The sequence below is a fragment of the Sphingopyxis sp. H050 genome (assembly GCF_001468265.1).
Taxonomy (GTDB): Bacteria; Pseudomonadota; Alphaproteobacteria; order Sphingomonadales; family Sphingomonadaceae; genus Sphingopyxis.
In genome coordinates this window covers 236,046-252,711 of sequence record NZ_LNRZ01000004.1, presented here as the reverse complement: position 1 = coordinate 252,711, position 16,666 = coordinate 236,046, and the positions used below count along the sequence as shown (strand labels likewise).

The following is a 16,666-nucleotide window of genomic DNA, read 5'->3' as shown; positions in this document are numbered from 1 at the left end:
TAAGAACATGAACAAGGATATCATCAGCTCGCTGCGCCCAGCGCTCGTCATGACGCTGCTTTTCGCGTTGCTCCTCGGGATTGCGTACCCGCTTGCACTCACCGGCGTCGGGCAGGCGCTCTTCCCGGTCCAGGCGAACGGCAGCCTCGTTCGCGAGAATGGCAAAATCATCGGCTCGGCCGTCGTCGGGCAGGCCTTCACCAGCGAACGCTATTTCAACACGCGGCCGTCTGCGGCGGGCGACGGTTATGACGGGCTCGCCTCGTCGGGCTCGAACCTCGGACCGACGTCGCAGGCGCTCGCCGACCGCGTAAAAAATGATATCGCCCGGCTTTCCGAAACATCACCGGGCCACCCCGTTCCATCCGACCTGGTGACGACTTCCGCCTCGGGGCTCGATCCCCATATCAGCCCCGAGGCGGCCTTGTTTCAGGTCGCGCGCGTCGCGCGGGTCCGCGGGATCGATCCGGCGGCCGTCCGCAGGCTTGTCGAACAGAGCATCGATAGGCCCACCCTCGGCTTTCTTGGCGAACCGCGCGTCGATGTGTTCAAGCTCAATCGACGGCTCGATGCTTTTGGGGCTAAACCCGGCGCGTGACAGGAAATGATCGACCATCCCCCGAGGCCTTTCTGCGCCAAGCGGCGCAGGAAGGCCGCGGCCGTCTGAAAGTATTTCTCGGCGCTGCGCCCGGAGTCGGCAAGACGTGGGAGATGCTCACCGACGGGCGGCAACGGCGCGAGGCCGGGGTCGATGTCGTGATCGGGGTCGTCGAAACGCATGGTCGGCGCGAGACCGAGGCGCTGGTCGAGGGGCATGAGATTGTCGCGCGGCGTCAGGTTGACCATCAGGGGCACAGCCTTGGCGAAATGGACATCGACGCGATACTCGAACGCCGGCCGCAGCTGGTGCTCGTCGACGAGCTTGCCCACAGCAACGCGCCGGGCAGCCGGCACCCGAAGCGGTATCAGGACGTCGAGGAACTGCTGGATGCGGGAATCGACGTCTATTCGACGATCAATATCCAGCATGTCGAAAGCCTCAACGATGTGGTGGCGTCCTTCACCCGCGTCCGCGTGCGCGAGACGGTGCCGGACAGCATTCTCGAAAATGCCGAGATCGAGGTCGTGGACATCCCGCCCGACGAGCTGATCGAGCGGCTGCGCGACGGCAAGGTGTATATCCCGCAGGAAGCGACGCGCGCACTCGCCCATTTCTTTTCCAAATCGAATCTCACCGCGCTGCGCGAACTGGCGCTGCGCCGCGCGGCGCAGGCGGTCGATGCGCAGATGCTCGACCATGTGCGCAGCCACGCGCTCGCGGGCAGCTTTGCGGTCGGCGAGCGGATCGTCGTCGCGGTCAGCGAGTTGCCGGTCGCGGCCGAGCTGGTGCGCGCGGGCAAACGGCTCGCCGACGCGCTGAAGGCGCCGTGGAGCGCGGTCTATATCGAGACGCGGCGCAGCCAGTCGCTCACCGATGCTGACCGCAAGCAACTCGCCGACACGTTGGCGCTCGCCTCGCGGCTCGGCGCGTCGACCGCGACCGTGCCGGCAGCCAGCGTCGTCGAAGGGCTGCAGGCCTTCGCCCGCGATGCGCGCGCAACGCAGGTCGTCATCGGCAAATCGGCGCGTCCCTGGTGGTTCGAGATGCGCCACGGCTCGGTCGTCGACCAGCTCGTGCGGACGATCGACGATGTCGCGGTTCATGTCCTGCCCGGCGAGCCCGATGCGAAGGCGGCCCCCCGACCGGCGCTCGCCATCCCCGGCCGCTGGGGCAAACCAGCGGATTATCTCTGGTCGCTCGCCATGGTCGTCGTGATGACCGCGCTCGGGCGCCTGCTCATCGAGGTCATCGATCTCGGCAATATCTCGCTCCTCTATCTCGTGCCCGTCATGTTCGCCGCCGCGACCTTCGGCCTCCGTGCCGGGCTTTTCGCTGGGCTCGCGTCGAGCCTCGCCTATAATTTCTTTTTCCTGCCGCCGACGGGCACGCTGACCGTCAGCAATCCTGAGAATGTCATCAGCATCCTCGTGCTGCTCGGCGTCGCGATCGTCACCAGCCAGTTCGCGGCGCGCGTGCGTGCGCAGGCCGATCTGGCGCAGTCGAGCGCGCGGCAGAATGCGGCGCTCGCCAGCTTTTCGCGCCAGCTCACCGCCGCGCCCGATCAGGATGCGCTCATGCAGGCGATCTGCGCCGAGGTCGGCCGCCTGCTCGATGTCCGCACCGTGTTGCTGCTCCCCTCGACCGACGGGCCGACGCTTCGTGCGGCGGTGCCGCCCGAAGACCGGCTCGAACAGATCGAGCGCGCCGCGGCGCAGTGGGCGATGGACAATGAGCAGCCCGCCGGGCGCGGTTCGTCGACGCTTACCGCGTCGGACTGGCTGTTCCATCCCTTGCGCACGACGCGCGGGGTGCTGGGCGTGCTGGGGATGACGCGCGATGACGCGCGCGAGCCGGTGCGATCGGACCAGGTGCCGCTGTTGATGAGCCTGCTCGACCAGGCGTCGATCGCGCTCGATCGCATGGAACTGGAGGAGCAATCGCTGCGCGCGCGGCAGGTGGACGAGCGCGACCGGTTGCGTTCGGCTTTGCTCTCTTCGGTCAGCCATGACCTTCGGACCCCCCTCACGACGATCTTGTCGGCAGCGCAGGAAATGCAGCGCCATCCCTTCGCCGAGATGGCCGAGACGATCGAGACCGAGGCGCGGCGGCTGAACCGCTTCGTGTCGAACCTCCTCGATATGGTGCGCGTGGAGGCCGGCGCGCTGCCGATGAAGGTGGAGGCGACCGAGCTGTTCGACGCCGCAGCGAGCGCGGCGCACGATACCCGTGCCTCGCTCGCCGGGCATGACGTCCGTATCGACATCAATTCGAGCATCCCCCTCGTGCGTGTCGATCCGGTGCTGCTTCATCACTGCCTCATCAACCTGCTCGACAATGCCGGGCGCTACGCCGACCCCGATACGCCGATCACCATTCGCGCCAACCGCACCGCCGACGCGATCCTGCTGTCGGTCATCGACCAAGGACCCGGTATCGCGCCGGGCAATGAAAAACGCGTCTTCGAAACCTTCACCCGGCTGGAGGGCAGCGACCGCGCCAAGCATGGCACCGGGCTCGGCCTGGCGATCGTGAAGGGCTTTGCCGAGGCGATGGGGCTGACCGTCGAGGCGGCAAACGCCAGCGATCCGCACGGCGCGCGCTTCACGATCTGCATTCCCCAGGCGCTGATCATCACCCACCCCACCGGCGAGGATAATCCATGAAGGTGCGTCACAAGATATTGGTCATCGATGACGAACTCCACATCCGCCGGCTCATCCGCGCCGCGCTCGAACGCGCCGACTATGCGATCGTCGAAGCCGCCAATGCGCGCGAGGCGGTAGAGCGCCTCCGCGAGGAGCGGCCCGACATCGTCCTGCTCGATCTCGGACTGCCCGATCGTGACGGCCTTGAGCTTGTTCCGTTGTTCAAGCAGCAATCGGATACGACCCTGATCGTTGTTTCGGCGCGCGATGCGACCGAGGAAAAGGTTGCAGCCCTCGATCTCGGCGCCGACGATTATCTCACCAAGCCTTTCGATACCGACGAGTTGCTCGCGCGCGTCCGCGTCGCGCTCCGCAACCGGCTGACGCGCGACGGAGGCAACCTCAGCCTCTCGGTCGGCGATGTCACGATCGACCTGATTGCGCGCACCGTGACCAAGGGCGGCAGGGAAGTGCATCTGACGCCCAAGGAATATGCCGTGCTGGAACAGCTTGCGCGTTTCCCCGGCCGGGTCATCACGCACAAGCAGATCATGAACGAGGTCTGGCCGCACGAGCATGAGCATCATGTCGAGTATCTGCGCGTCCTGATCCGGACCTTGCGCCATAAGCTGGAGACGGACCCCCAGCAGCCGCGGATCATCAGCAACGAACTGGGGATCGGTTATCGTCTGCGGCTCGGCGTCGACAGCTTGCCCGCTGACGGCGGCGCAGGCTGATCGCCATATGGTCTTCGTGACCTGGGGCGGCGGAGACCCGATCATATGACATTTCAACGCGCGGCCGGGTTTCGCGATCTCGAATTCCTACGCGGCGCTGCGTAGATGGGAGGCCTTCTGCGGAGGCGCTCCATGAAAAACTGGCATCAAACTCTAGCTGCGAATGTCGGGTTGCGCGCCGGCGGCATGCTCTTGCTCGGCTTCGGCTGGGCGGTTGCCATGAGGCTTCACCACATGGCGCTCGGCGCGCCGGTCCGCGAAGCTGCTCCCCTGACGCTCGCCCTCTCTGCGGCCACCTTCCTCTGCGGCAGCGCAGGCAGCGCGCTTTTGCTGATTGGTCCGGGACTGTGGGAAACCGTCGAGGTTTCCGAACGCTGGCGGCGCTTACCGATGCCTGTCCCGGAATCCAGTTCTCAATTGCATCGATAGCGAGCGAAGGCGGCCAGCAGCCTTTGCGTCAATGGAGAGCAACCGATTGTGACGATGCGGCGGTAGCGATCCCTCGGGCCCTTATCCATGGCTCAAGGCGGCGTATCGCCTCTTCGACCAGATCGGTGGAGACCGCAAAGCTCAGGCGTATGAAGCTGTTGCCGTCGACCGGGTCGAAATCCAGTCCGGGCGCCACGGCGACGCCGGTCTCGCGGAGCAGCGCTTCGCAGAACGAAAGGCTGTCATTGGTGAGATGGCCGACATCGGCGTAGATGTAAAAGGCGCCATCGGGCGGGGCGATCCGGCGAAGGCCCATTTGCGGAAGCGCGTCGAGCAGCAGTTCGCGATTGCGCGCATAGGTCCGGATATGACCCTCGAGTTCGTCGCGGCAGTCGAACGCGACCAGTCCGGCGTGCTGCGCGAGCGAGGGCGGCGTCAGAAACAGATTGCCCATCCGGGCGCGCGCAGCGTCGATCAGCGTCTCTGGCACGACAAGCCATCCAAGGCGCCAGCCCGCCATGCTGAAATATTTGGAGAAGCTGTTGACGACGAGCGCATCCGGCGCGTGCTGCAACATCGTGTCGGCGGGCAGCGTATAGCTGAGCCCGTGATAGATTTCGTCCGAGATGAGGGCAATGCCGCGCCGCTGGCACACCTCCGCCAGCGCCCGGAGCTCTTCGGGCGGGATGATCGTGCCGGTGGGGTTCGCCGGGCTCGCGATGATCAGCCCATCGGGCGCGGGATCGAGGCGCGCGACCGCTTCCGCGGTGATCTGGAACCGTTCGGCTTCGCCGCAGGCGAGCTCGACGGGCACGAGATGGAGCGCCTTCAGCGTATTGCGATAGGCAACATAGCCGGGCCGCGCGAGAGCGACCCTGTCCCCGGGGGAAAAGAGGCACGAGAGGGCAAGCACAAAGGCGGGCGAGGCGCCGCAGGTGAGGATGATCTGTTCCGGATCGACCGCGACGCCATAGGTTTCGCCATAATGCGCGGCGATGCGCGCCTTGAGACCCGGACTTTCCCAATAACCCATGCCGTCGGCATCAAGGATGCGGTGCGCGGCCTCGATCGCCGCCGCGGGGGCACCGGTCGAGGGCTGGCCGAATTCCATATGGATCACCGAACGCCCCTCGGCGCGCATCCGATGCGCGAGACGGCTGATGGCGATGGCGTGAAAGGGATCAATGTCGATCGGCACGGCGAACGGGCTCCATAAGGTCGAAAGGATTTGTCGCTGCGCTTCCCTAGCCGAATAGCGGAAATGTCCAAATCGCCGAGCGGACGGGTCAGGCCGTCGTGCATGCGTGACGCAGAACCATACCGCTCCGCGACCCTGTCGGCTGTCCCTTGGCCAGCGCGACCACGCCGTTGACGATCAAGTCACCGATGCCTTCCGGCGCGGCGGTGGGGGCCTCATAGGTCGCGCGGTCCTTGATCGTCGCCAGATCGAAGACGACGATGTCGGCGCGCATGCCTTCGCGCAGCAGCCCGCGATCGGCGAGGCCCAGCCGCTGCGCGGGCCAGCCGGTCATCTTGCGGATTGCGTCGGGCAGGGTCAGCACCGGGCGTGCCTGGACATATTCGGCGATGATGCGCGGAAAGGTGCCATAGGAGCGCGGATGCGGCCGCCCCGCACTTTCGGGGTCCGCCGTGCTGTCAGTTGCCGAGGCGTCGGTGCCGACGCTGACCCACGGCTGTTTCATCGCGAGGTCGATGTCCTTGTCGTCCATCATGAAATAGAGCGCCGATGCGCGCGCGGGCAGCGCAGCGAGCCAGATGTCCCACGCGGCATCGGCAGGATCCTTGCCCAGCGCCTTGCCGATGTCGGCGAAATTCCGGCCGTTGAAGCGCTTATATTGTTCGGCCTGGCCGTTCGCGAGCACGACATTCTTCCAGCCGCCTGACGCGTGGACGAGGTTCGACCAGTCCGCCTGCGGTCCGGCGGCAAGCTCCTGCTTGAGCTGTTGGCGGACGGCTGGGTCGCGCAGCGCAGCATGCGCGGCCTCGCGGCCCTTGGCGAAGACATGCGTCGGTATCGTCACGTCGAGCCCGGTGCCGCCGGCGCGATAGGGATAGATGTTCGCGCCGATGTCGACACCGCGCGTCCGCGCCGCCTCGATCCGCGCGATCGCCTGCGGCATCAGCTTGCCCCACAGCGGCGCATAGGCGGCCTTGATGTGGAATACCTCGACCTTCGCGCCGCTGCGCTCGCCGATCGCCACCGCCTCGTCGATCGCCGCAAGCAATTTGTCGCTCTCGTCGCGCATATGGGTTGCATAAAAGCCGCCGCACTTGCCGGGGATCGCCGCGAGGCGGGCCAGATCGTCCGTCGCCTGAAAGCTGGCGGGCGAATAGATCAGCGCCGATGAAATGCCGAACGCGCCCGCCTTCATCGCGGTGCGCACCTCGTCTTCCATCGCGCGAAATTGCTCTTCGCTCGGGGCGCCCGCGCCGTCGCCCATCACCTTCACGCGCGCCTGGATCGCGCCATAATAGGTGCCGAAATTGACCGCGATGCCCTGCGTCTCGAGCATATTGAAATAGCCCGCAAGTTCGCCCGCGGGGACCGCGGTGCCGCCTTCGCCGGCGATCAGCGTGGTGACGCCCATGCGCAGCTTGTTCGCGGCCGATCCGTCGCGCGGCAGCACGCGCCCCGACTGGTCGAGCATGTCGATGAAGCCGGGCGAGACATAGCGACCGCTGGCGTCGATCTCCTGCTTGCCCTTGGCCTCGATCACGCCGACGCGCGCGATACGGCCGTCCTTGATCGCGACGTCGGCGGCGACCCACGGATTGCCTGCGCCGTCGAGCACGCGACCGCCGCGAATGACGATGTCATAGGCGGCGGGTGGCGGCGCGGCGGCGCCGACCAGCAGCACCGAGGCAAAGGCAAGCGCGAACGGCCGGGTCATACGGAAATCTCCCTGATGGTCAGTCCTCGACGTACAGATATTGCGTCTGCTGCCCGTCGCTGATCGCAAGCGTCCGCTTGCCGCCCTTGGTGCCGACCAGCGCGTCGACGCCGATGCTGCCCGGGCCGACCGAGACGATCGAGACGCTACCATCGGCATTCTTGCGGGTGGCGATCGGCCCCTCGACGAAGCCGGCCTTGATCCATTTCTGGCCGTTCTTCTCGCTGATCGTGATCTGTCCGACCGTCGGGTCGCGGTAATGACCGGCGAGATTGGCGAGTGTCGCGGGGTCGCCCGGATAGGTCAGCCGCTCGCGCTTGGCAGCGGCCTGCTCCTTGATCCGCGTGGCGGCCGCGGTGACATCGCGCGCCGCCTCGGGCTGGCCGTCGTATAATATTTCGAGCAGGCGGCGGAGCGTTGGCGCCAGCATCGAGGCGCCCGGATCGCTGTTGGTCAGGATCACCATGCCGACGCCCGATTCCGGAAGCGCAAACCAGGTGCTGTGATAGCCGACCAAGGTGCCGCCATGGGTGACGACCTGCACGCCCGAGGCGTCGCGTTGGAACAGGCCCATGCCATACCAGCTATCGGGCCCGACCTGCACGCCCTTCTCACGCCGCGCGAGCAGGTTCTTTTCGCTCACGATGCGCTTGCCGTCGAGCATGCCCTTGCCGAGTTCGAGCTGCACGTAGCGCACCATGTCGGCGGTGCTGGAGAAGGCGGCGCCCGCGGGACGATAGGGATAGGGCGACCAGTTGAAGTCGTTCGACATCAAGGTCACCTTGCCGTTGATGTCGAGCCCGTGCGGCGCCGCCCAATTGCCGGCCATGCCCTCGGCATAATCGAAGGTGCTGTCCTTCATGCCGAGCGGACCGAAGACCTTCTCTTCCATCGCCCGGTCATAGGCGGCCCCGAATTCCATCTTCGGATAGAGGATATGCCCGCCGACATAGCCGGCGGCCGAGGCGAGCTGGTTGTTATACTGGAACAGCTCGCCGAACTTGCTGGTCGGCATCGTCGCGGCAAGCTGTTTGAAGGTGTCCGCCGCGGGCTGTCCCTTGTCGGCGAGGATGAAACCGAAATCCTTGCGCGGCAGGCCGGTACAGGCGCAGATCAGATGTTTGACGAGCACCGAGTTGGTGACTTCGTCATTGCCGAGCCGGAACTCGGGATAAAGATCGACGACCTTTTCGTCCCAGCGCAGTTTGCCCTCGTCGGCAAGCTTTGAGAGCAGCAGCGTCGTCATCCCCTTGGTATTCGACGCGATCATGAATTTGGTATGCTCGTCGACCTTTTCAGGCGAGCCGAGCGCGCGGACGCCGAAGCCGCCCTGCCACAAGATCTTGCCATCGTCGATCAGCGCGAAGCCGACGCCAGGAACCTCGAGTTCCTGACGGCTTTGCTCGACGAAATCGGTGAGCAGCTTGATGCGTTCGGGGGTGAGTTCGTGCGCGGTCTTGCCCGCGAAGCTTTCCTTCTGGAAGCCGGCGGGGCGGAGTCCCTGTGCGACGACCGACATCGCGGCCGAGCGTTTGGCGGCGGTCCCCGCCGAACCGTCGACGATCAGCACGGTCCAGGCGGTGCCTTTGCGCAGCGCGCTTGCCGAGCGCGCGGCGCGCTCGGTTGGCAGCGTTTCATAGGCGAAGCTCACGCGCTCGTCCCAGCCGTCGGCGGGCGGCGCGGCGGTGCTGGTGCGCTGGGTCGGTACGGCGCCCGGGCGAATGATCGCCCACGCCTTGGCGGCGGCGTCGGCGGCATCGGTGGCGGTGCCGATTTCGGCGACGACGATACGCAGATCCCCCTCGGGCGAGGTGAAGACGAGCGCGGGGCCTTGCTTCGATGCGGTCCAGTCCTTCGGCTGCACATATTGCACGCCGCTGGCGAGGGTGCCGGGCGTGTCGGCCGGGACGGTCTGCGCAAGGGCGGCGACGGGCGCGCAGGAGAGCGCGAGGGCGATCAACAGCTTCATGATGGCTTCTCCTCAGGGCTGGACGAAATGATAAAGCACATGCGGCTGCGACGTGAAGGACAGGCGCCAGCGGCCCTCGGCGCCGTGGAACAGCAATTGCTCATAAGGGCCGCCGGCGCGGGCGCCGGTGGCCTGTTCGAAGCGCATCGGGCCGACGCGTTCCCAGTAGGTGGTTTTGCCGTCGGTGGTGACGGTGACCGCGTTCGGGCCCGCCGCTGCGATCTTCAGGTCGCGCTCGGGATTGGCGGCGCGCGTATAGTCGCGCCGGTTTACGCGATAGGCGCCGAGCGGCAGTGTCTCGCCGGCAGGCGCGGCGACGCGTGGGGCCGGGGCGACCGGGAAGAGCCGGCCGATCAGCGCCTCGGTCAGTTCGGTGCGTCCGCCATAGCTGCCTTGGCCGCCGGTTTCCGAAACGAAGAAGCCGAGCCCGGCCTCGGGCGCGAGGATCATGTTCGAATGGAAATCGCCGGTGTTGCCGCCGTGGCCGACCATGCGCGGGCCTTTTTCGCGGACGACGAAGAAGCCGTGCGCCATGCCGGGCAGGCCGGGCGCGTTCGCGACCGAGTCGGTCATCAGCAGCTTGACCGTCGCGGGTTTCAGGATGCGCGCCTTGCCCAGCGCGCCTCCGTTCATCATCGCCATCATGAAGCGCGCCATGTCGGGGCCGCTGCTCGTTCCCGATCCCGCGGGCATCACCGGGCTGAACAGTTCGAACGGCTCGGCGACCAGCCGCCCGTCCTTGACCTGATAACCCGACGCCATGCGCGGCGCGAGCGCGGCGGGCAGCGGTTCGCGAAAGGTGGTGGAGGTCATGCCGAGCGGCGTGAAGATATGCTTTTCGACATAGTCGGGAAACGCCTCGCCCGACACGCGCTCGACGATATAGCCCGCAAGCACCGAGCCATAGTTGGAATAGGAGGTTTCGGTTGCCGGGGCCCAGTGGCGCACCGGAATATGCGTCTTCGTCCACTCGACATAGGGGGTGATCTTGTCGGGCGTCGGCGCGGTCAGGCCGCCGACGTCGCTCATTCCCGGGGTGTGTGACAAGAGGTCGCGCACGCGGATCGGCTTGCCCTCGAATTCAGGAATTTTGAAATCGAGATATGTATTCACGTCGGCGTCGAGGTCGACGCGCCCCGCCTCGACCTGTTGCAGCAGCGCGCTCCAGGTGAACATCTTCGACACCGAGCCCGGCCGGAACAGGGTCTGCTGGCCGTCGACCTCGATGCCCTTGTCGATATCGGCAAAGCCGTAGCCGCGCGAGAAAAGCACTTTGTCGCGGTAGACGACGGTGACGAGCGCGCCCGCGACCTCGCGCGTCGCGATCTGCTGCGCCATCACGCCGTCGACGAAATCGGCAAGCCCGCCGATCCGGTCCGCCGGGATGCTATAGCTGGGTTCGGCGGCGGACTGCGCGGTGGCGACGGAGGACAGGGCGATCGAGGCCAGCAGCGCGGCGGCGAAGGCGGTGCGGCGCAGGGCCGGGAGTCGGGTCATGCAAGGTCTCCGAAAGCCAGGGGGTTCATGCGAGGCAACTGTCGACGAGCGCGTCGAATGCGGGCCCGCCGCGGATCGGATCGGCGACCGGCAAGCCGAGGCGGGCGCTCTCGCGCACCATCAGCTCGTGCGCCGTCGCTTCATCGAGCGACGAAGTGTTGAAGGCAAAGCCGCCGCAACGGATCGCGGGATTGGTCCGCCGGCCGAGCAACAGGGTGAGCTCGACGATTTCCTCGACGCTGGTCAGCTTATAGCCCGCGGTGCCTAGCATCTCGGTGCGGCCGGGCTCGTGGCAGACGACGAAAACGTCGGGCTGGCTGCCATGGAGCAGTCCCAGCGACACCGCGGCATAGGCGGGGTGCGTCAGCGCGCCTTGGCCCTCGATCACGTCCCAGTGATCGGCTGGCGCGTCGGGCGAGAGGAGTTCGGCCGCGCCGGCCTCGAAATCCGAGACGACCGCGTCCATAGCGATGCCGCCGCCAGCGATCATGATGCCGGTCTGGCCGCTCGCGCGGAAATCGGCGTCGATGCCGCGCTGCTCGAACGCGCGGGCGAGCGCCAGCGCGGTATATTTTTTGCCGAGCGCGCAATCGGTGCCGACAGTCAGCAGCCGCTTGCCGCTGCGCTTGCGGCCTGTGCCGATCGGGATCTGCGGCGGCGGTACGCGCACGTCGATCAACTGGCGACCGAGCCGGCGCGCAGCTTCGGCGAGTTCGGGGATGTCGGCCAGGCGCATATGCATGCCGGCGATCAGGTCGAGCCCAGCCTCCAGCGCTTCGACCAGCGACGCGCGCCAGCTGGCCGGGATCACGCCGCCCGCATTGGCGACGCCGATCACCAGCGCCCGTGCACCGCGCGCATGCGCCTCGGCGGCGGTGAGCGCGTCGAGCCCGGTGGTCACCGTGGCGCCGGGCAGCCGCAACTCCCCGACGCACTTCTCGGGCGCCCAGTCCTTCAGCCCAAAGGCGGTTTTCGCATAACCCGCGATCGTGGTGTCGCCGAGGAACAGCACATAAGGTTGCGGCAGCCCCAGCGCGCCGGAGAGGCGATCGGCGAGGGCGTTCATCAGCCGCCCCAGGTCGCGGTCAGCAGCCGCTGGAAATTGCCGCCGAGTATCGCGAGGATGTTTGCATCGGAATAATTGCGGCGCAGCAATTCTTCGGTCAGGTCGAACATCTTCCGCGGATGGTCGAACCCGTCGATGTCGATTTTCTCGCGAAAGGCGTAGCTGTCCTTATAGGCGCCGCGCAGCATCTTGTTCATCTCGGGCGAAGTGTCGTCATAGCCATAGAGGTCGGAATCGGTGCCGACGCCGACATGGTCGATCCCGACCAGCTTCACGACATGGTCGATATGATCGACATAGTTCACGATCGTCGTCGGGTCGGTCTTGCTGACGAAATTGCGCACCCCGGTGATGCCCATCACCCCGCCCTTGGCGGCGAGCGCCTTGATCGCTTCGTCGGTCTTCACGCGCGGGTGGTCGATCAGCGCGCGGCAATTGCTGTGCGTGATCGCGATCGGTTTCGGCGAAATCTCGATGGCGTCCAGCATCGTGCGGTCGCCGGAGTGCGACACGTCAACGAGCATCCCGACCTCGTTCATCGCCTTGATGATCTCGACGCCAAAATCGCTGATGCCGCCGTCGACGCGGTCGGTCGATCCCGATCCGATGCGGTTCTGCGAATTATAGGTCAGCTGCGCGCAGCGCTGGCCGATCTCGTAGAAGGTCTTGACGTCGGCCGGACGCAGGAAATGGTCGGCGTTCTGCAAGCCCATGATCACCGCGACCTTGCCGTCCTGCTTGGCGCGCAGGATGTCGGCGAATTTGTCGACGCCGGTGAACACATGGCTGTTGCGCGCGACGAAATTACCCCAGATCGCGAAGAAGCTGAGCGCTTGTTCCTTCGCCGTTGGGCCGCCGATGCCGACCGCATGATGGATGGCGTTGATGCCGCTGGCGCGGAAGTCCGCGGTTTCCTTTTCGCTGAGCGCTTTGGCATAATAGCTCGGCTCGAAGTCGATCTTGATCGGGGCGAGCATGTCGACGACCACCGCGCGCTGGACCAGCTCGATCGCGCGCTTCGAATAGGCGCGGTTGGTGAACGGGCTGATCTGGACATTGGCGCGCGCCACATAGGGCGCGGCGAGAGGAGCAGCGAGCGCCGCGCCCGCGGCGCAGATCGCTTGGCGTCGAGAAAATAGCATCGTCATCCCCATCCAATAATTTTCTAATCAGGACATTATTATCCCAGTAGGGCGTGGTCAATCCGTAGTTTCGAGTCCCTGGCGCTGACGGCCTTTACCGCACCATCGGCAGCTCGACATAGGAGAGCTGCCCCGGCGCGTGATGGATCATGTTGGTCGCGACGACGCCCTTGCTTTCGCGCTCGTTCGGGCCGCCGGTGTTGAGGTTGCGGACGAATTTCGGAAAGTTCGACGACGTGACCTCGATGCGGATGCGATGGCCGGCGCCGAAGCGGATGCTCGCAGCGATCGGCGATGGCTTGATCATGTACACGTCGCCTGGGCGCATCATCGCGGACTTGTCGAAGCCATCGCGATAGCGCGCGCGGAAAATCGTGTCTCCGATGATCCAGTCGGTGGCGAGCAAAAGCGCAAAATCGGCAAAGTCGTCTTCCCAGGCTCCGGGACCGATTCGACCCCTGACGCAACAGACCTGAACCCATACCCGATGTCAATTACGGGTCAAATTTCTCTTAAAAGAAATATATTGTCCGAAACAGGACATTATGGCAGCTTGATGGATGAGGAAGCAAAAAGGCCGCCATCGAGCGGCGCAGCACAAAAGGGGGCAAAGATATGCGTCAGGATAGCGGGAAACTCGATCGGATCGCGCGCGGCAGCAGCATTGCCGCCTTGGCCGCTGGATTATTGCTCGCGGTGCCGGCCGCGGCCCAGACCGCGCCCGATACAGAAACTGCGTCCGGCACGGACATCGCAGGCGATGAGGAGATTCTCGTAACAGGATCGCGCATCGCGCGCGCCGGCTTCGATCAGCCCACGCCTACGACGGTGGTCGGCGAAGAGGATTTGCGCCTCGGTGCGCGGCCGAACATCCAGCAGGTGCTGAACGATCTTCCGCAAATACGCCCGACGACAACGCCGACCGTATCCAACGGCAACACATCGACCGGCACCGCGCCCGTCGACATGCGCGGCCTTGGTTCGAACCGCACGCTCGTGCTGCTCGACGGCCGCCGTTTCGTCGGCGAGGGCAATCTGAATTTCATTCCGACGAACCTGGTCGAGCGGGTTGAGGTTGTAACCGGCGGCGCCTCGGCCGCGTGGGGCTCGGGGGCAGTCGCCGGCGTCGTGAACATCCTGCTCGACAAGGATTATGAGGGCGTGTCGATCGGCGGCAATGTCGGCACTTCGTCGCGCGGCGATGGCTTCCGCTATGGCTTCAACGCGAAATTCGGCACCGGCTTCGCCGACGGGCGCGGCCATTTCATCATCGGCGGCGAATATGTAAAAGACGACGGCGTGATCCAGCGGAGCACCCGCCCACAGCTCAACAGTCCCGATTTCATTCCCTCGGGCACGGGGTCCGAGCTCGTCCGCGATGTGAATTTCGGCAATGTGACGCTCGGCGGCCTGATCACCAGCGGGGTGCTCGCCGGACAGACCTTCAACTCCGACGGCACGCTGCGGCCTTTCGCGCGCGGTACGAACGTCGGGGCCGGCGCCTTCCCGCTGCGAATGGTCGGCGGCGCCGACGGCATCAATCTGTACGACACGATCCCCGTTTCCTCGCCGTTCGAGCGGCTGAGCACCTTTGCCCGGCTGAGCTATGAGGTCGGCGACGCGACCTTCTGGGTCGAGGGCAGCTATGCTCGCTCGCTGTCGAACGCGCCCTTCTTCGGCGACTATACGGTCGGCGGAGCGCTGGGCCTGCCTTATCTCACGATCCAGGCGACCAACCCTTATCTGTCGACCGCGGTCCGTGATCGTCTGGCCGCCGCCGGCGAGACGAGCTTTACCCTCGGCCGCTATTTCAACGACATTCTGCAACTGCAATTCCGCGGCGAGCGGACCAGCAAGGAAGGCGCGATCGGCGTCGATGGCACGTTCGGCAACGGCTTCCGCTACAAGGCCTGGTACAGCCATGGCGAGGTCGAAAGCGACCAGGCGATGAGCAACTCACGCCTCGTTCGGCAGTTCAACAATGCGATCAACGCGGTGTCGAGCGGCGGACAGATCGTCTGCGGCATCAACGCCGACGCAAACCCCGCCAATGACGATCCTGCTTGCCGGCCCTTGAATCCGTTCGGCGCCCTGAATGCATCGGCCGAAGCGCGCGCCTATGTCACCGGAACCCAGCGTGCGTTCAGCACTTCTAAACTCGATTCGGCGGGCGCCGAAATCCAAGGCGATCTCTTCTCCCTGTGGGCCGGGCCGGTGACCGTCGCGCTCGGCGCGGAAGCGCGCTGGGAAGAGCAAATATCGTCGCGCGATGCTTTCACGATCGCGAACGCCAGCAACTTCGGGATCCTCGTCTTTTCGACGCCGACGTCGGGCGGATTCAACGTCAAGGAAGCCTTCGGCGAAGTGCTGTTGCCGCTGCTCAAGCTTGAAAATGCGGTCGAGATCGACCTGAGCGGGGCGGCGCGCTATTCGGATTACAGCACCAGCGGCGGTATCTGGACGTGGAAGGCCGGCGGCACCGCCCGCCTGTTCAACGACCTGCTGCTACGCGCAACCCGGTCGCGCGATATCCGGTCGCCGGGCATCGGCGAATTGTTCGCCGTCCGCTCGATCAACATCGGTCCGCTCAACGACCAGGACAATCCGGTGGCGCGCAAGGCAGCCAACGCCGCCTATAACCCGACGCCGTCAACGGTCACGACCTTCACCGGCGGCAACCCCGACCTGGTGCCCGAGGTGAGCTACACGACCTCGATCGGTGCGACTTATTCGCCGTCCTATCTCCGCGGGTTCAGCGCATCGGTCGATTATTACAGGATCAAGATCAGCGGCGCGATCACCGCGCTGAACGGAACGAGCCTGACCCTTGCCTGCTTCCGCGGCAGCACCGCGGCCTGCGACCGCATTACCCGCGATTCGACGGGGACGGTCATTCAGGTCGCCGCAAACCAGCAGAACATAGCCAGCTTCGAAACGAGCGGCCTCGACATGGAGGCATCTTATGTCGCCAGGCTGGCGGCGGGGGGCAGCATCCGGCTCCGCGCGCTGGCGACCTATGTCGACAAGCTGGTGTTCGATACTGGCCTCACCCGCGTCGAGACCGCGGGCGATGTCGGCGATTCGGTGCTGCGTGCGACGCCGAAATGGCGCGGGACGCTCAGTGCGACCTACGACGACGCCAATGTCGGCTTCGACATCCGCGCGCGCTATATCGACGGCGGCAATTTCGACCGGACGCGCACGACGTTGATCAACAACAGAATCTCGTCGCGAACCTATGTCGACCTCGGCGTGCGCTTCAAAGTAGACGATCGCTTCGTGCTGTTCGGCAACGTGAACAATGTGTTCGACCGCGATCCGCCGCTGATCACCGTAAACAGCACTTTGTACGACGTCGTCGGCCGCTACGTCACCGTCGGCGCGCGGGTCGATTTCTAGCGCCGCTGCCGGGGCAGCGGTCAGGGTTTCAGATACTCGGCGGCACGCCGAAGGCGCGGCGGAACATCGCCGCGAAGCCGCTGGGGCTGTCGTAGCCGACGTCATAGGTCACCTGTGATCGACGCGCCCGCGGCGACCAGCGACAGCGCCTCCATCAGGCGGATCTGCTGGCGCCACACCGCGCGGAGTGGCGGGATGACGAAGCTCGTCTCGGGCGTGCGCACCGACATGGACAGCGGGCATCAGGGCAGCGCTGACCTCAAAAGCGA

Annotated in this window: 13 protein-coding genes; 5 read left to right on the top strand and 8 right to left on the bottom strand. The window is 65.5% G+C overall.

Features of this window, described 5'->3' with window-relative positions:
* The first annotated feature begins 7 nt into the window (after nt 1-7).
* The 4 genes from kdpC (at nt 8) to ATE67_RS10340 (ending at nt 4,412) form a co-directional block, all read left to right on the top strand.
* The gene (kdpC, locus tag ATE67_RS10355) at nt 8-598 is read left to right on the top strand and encodes a potassium-transporting ATPase subunit KdpC (RefSeq protein WP_058816629.1); all 591 of its coding nucleotides are present in this window, start codon (nt 8-10) and stop codon (nt 596-598) included.
* Nucleotides 595-3,264, top strand: coding sequence for a sensor histidine kinase (locus ATE67_RS10350; RefSeq protein ID WP_058816628.1), 2,670 nt, complete (start codon nt 595-597; stop codon nt 3,262-3,264). The genes kdpC and ATE67_RS10350 overlap by 4 nt, the downstream gene beginning before the upstream one ends.
* A complete protein-coding gene (locus tag ATE67_RS10345; protein ID WP_058816627.1) occupies nt 3,261-3,983 on the top strand; it encodes a response regulator in 723 nt (240 codons plus the stop codon). Before ATE67_RS10350 ends, ATE67_RS10345 begins: the two co-directional genes overlap by 4 nt.
* Nucleotides 3,984-4,115: 132 nt before the next feature.
* The gene (locus ATE67_RS10340; protein WP_156416979.1) at nt 4,116-4,412 is read left to right on the top strand and encodes a hypothetical protein; all 297 of its coding nucleotides are present in this window, start codon (nt 4,116-4,118) and stop codon (nt 4,410-4,412) included.
* A 28-nt stretch (nt 4,413-4,440) separates the two neighbouring features.
* Here ATE67_RS10340 and ATE67_RS10335 read toward each other — a convergent pair whose 3' ends face one another.
* From ATE67_RS10335 to ATE67_RS10305, 7 genes are all read right to left on the bottom strand, one after another.
* On the bottom strand, nt 4,441-5,553 hold the full coding sequence (locus ATE67_RS10335; RefSeq protein ID WP_058816746.1) for an aminotransferase class I/II-fold pyridoxal phosphate-dependent enzyme: 1,113 nt from the start codon (nt 5,551-5,553) through the stop codon (nt 4,441-4,443).
* A 145-nt stretch (nt 5,554-5,698) separates the two neighbouring features.
* Nucleotides 5,699-7,324, bottom strand: a complete 1,626-nt coding sequence (locus ATE67_RS10330) for an N-acyl-D-amino-acid deacylase family protein (protein ID WP_058816625.1) — start codon at nt 7,322-7,324, stop codon at nt 5,699-5,701.
* Between the two features lie 19 nt (nt 7,325-7,343).
* A complete protein-coding gene (locus tag ATE67_RS10325; RefSeq protein ID WP_058816624.1) occupies nt 7,344-9,293 on the bottom strand; it encodes a serine hydrolase domain-containing protein in 1,950 nt (649 codons plus the stop codon).
* A gap of 12 nt (nt 9,294-9,305) precedes the next feature.
* Nucleotides 9,306-10,790 carry a serine hydrolase domain-containing protein gene (locus ATE67_RS10320; RefSeq protein WP_058816623.1) on the bottom strand — a complete coding sequence of 495 codons (1,485 nt, stop codon included), beginning with the start codon at nt 10,788-10,790 and terminating at the stop codon, nt 9,306-9,308.
* Nucleotides 10,791-10,815: 25 nt separating this feature from the next.
* Entirely contained in the window at nt 10,816-11,856 is a 1,041-nt protein-coding gene (locus ATE67_RS10315) for a DUF1611 domain-containing protein (protein WP_058816622.1), read from the bottom strand.
* On the bottom strand, nt 11,856-12,998 hold the full coding sequence (locus ATE67_RS10310; protein WP_231728112.1) for a dipeptidase: 1,143 nt from the start codon (nt 12,996-12,998) through the stop codon (nt 11,856-11,858). Before ATE67_RS10310 ends, ATE67_RS10315 begins: the two co-directional genes overlap by 1 nt.
* Nucleotides 12,999-13,092: 94 nt before the next feature.
* The gene (locus ATE67_RS10305) at nt 13,093-13,404 is read right to left on the bottom strand and encodes a CocE/NonD family hydrolase C-terminal non-catalytic domain-containing protein (protein ID WP_058816620.1); all 312 of its coding nucleotides are present in this window, start codon (nt 13,402-13,404) and stop codon (nt 13,093-13,095) included.
* 209 nt (nt 13,405-13,613) lie between these two features.
* Here ATE67_RS10305 and ATE67_RS10300 point away from each other — a divergent pair, with 209 nt between their 5' ends.
* Nucleotides 13,614-16,397, top strand: coding sequence for a TonB-dependent receptor plug domain-containing protein (locus tag ATE67_RS10300; protein WP_058816619.1), 2,784 nt, complete (start codon nt 13,614-13,616; stop codon nt 16,395-16,397).
* A gap of 101 nt (nt 16,398-16,498) precedes the next feature.
* On the opposite strand, the gene ATE67_RS22005 is transcribed toward ATE67_RS10300, so the two are convergent.
* Nucleotides 16,499-16,627, bottom strand: a complete 129-nt coding sequence (locus ATE67_RS22005) for a hypothetical protein (RefSeq protein WP_269433447.1) — start codon at nt 16,625-16,627, stop codon at nt 16,499-16,501.
* Nucleotides 16,628-16,666: the final 39 nt, after the last annotated feature.

Excerpts from the sequence above, each read along its gene's own strand:
- ATE67_RS10330 (WP_058816625.1), bottom strand. The coding sequence starts at position 7,324 with ATGACCCGGCCGTTCGCGCTTGCCTTTGCCTCGGTGCTGCTGGTCGGC.
- kdpC (WP_058816629.1), top strand. The coding sequence starts at position 8 with ATGAACAAGGATATCATCAGCTCGCTGCGCCCAGCGCTCGTCATGACG.
- ATE67_RS10310 (WP_231728112.1), bottom strand. The coding sequence starts at position 12,998 with ATGCTATTTTCTCGACGCCAAGCGATCTGCGCCGCGGGCGCGGCGCTC.
- ATE67_RS10325 (WP_058816624.1), bottom strand. The coding sequence starts at position 9,293 with ATGAAGCTGTTGATCGCCCTCGCGCTCTCCTGCGCGCCCGTCGCCGCC.
- ATE67_RS10345 (WP_058816627.1), top strand. The coding sequence starts at position 3,261 with ATGAAGGTGCGTCACAAGATATTGGTCATCGATGACGAACTCCACATC.
- ATE67_RS10315 (WP_058816622.1), bottom strand. The coding sequence starts at position 11,856 with ATGAACGCCCTCGCCGATCGCCTCTCCGGCGCGCTGGGGCTGCCGCAA.
- ATE67_RS10340 (WP_156416979.1), top strand. The coding sequence starts at position 4,116 with ATGAAAAACTGGCATCAAACTCTAGCTGCGAATGTCGGGTTGCGCGCC.
- ATE67_RS10300 (WP_058816619.1), top strand. The coding sequence starts at position 13,614 with ATGCGTCAGGATAGCGGGAAACTCGATCGGATCGCGCGCGGCAGCAGC.
- ATE67_RS10335 (WP_058816746.1), bottom strand. The coding sequence starts at position 5,553 with ATGCGCGCCGAGGGGCGTTCGGTGATCCATATGGAATTCGGCCAGCCC.
- ATE67_RS22005 (WP_269433447.1), bottom strand. The coding sequence starts at position 16,627 with ATGTCGGTGCGCACGCCCGAGACGAGCTTCGTCATCCCGCCACTCCGC.
- ATE67_RS10320 (WP_058816623.1), bottom strand. The coding sequence starts at position 10,790 with ATGACCCGACTCCCGGCCCTGCGCCGCACCGCCTTCGCCGCCGCGCTG.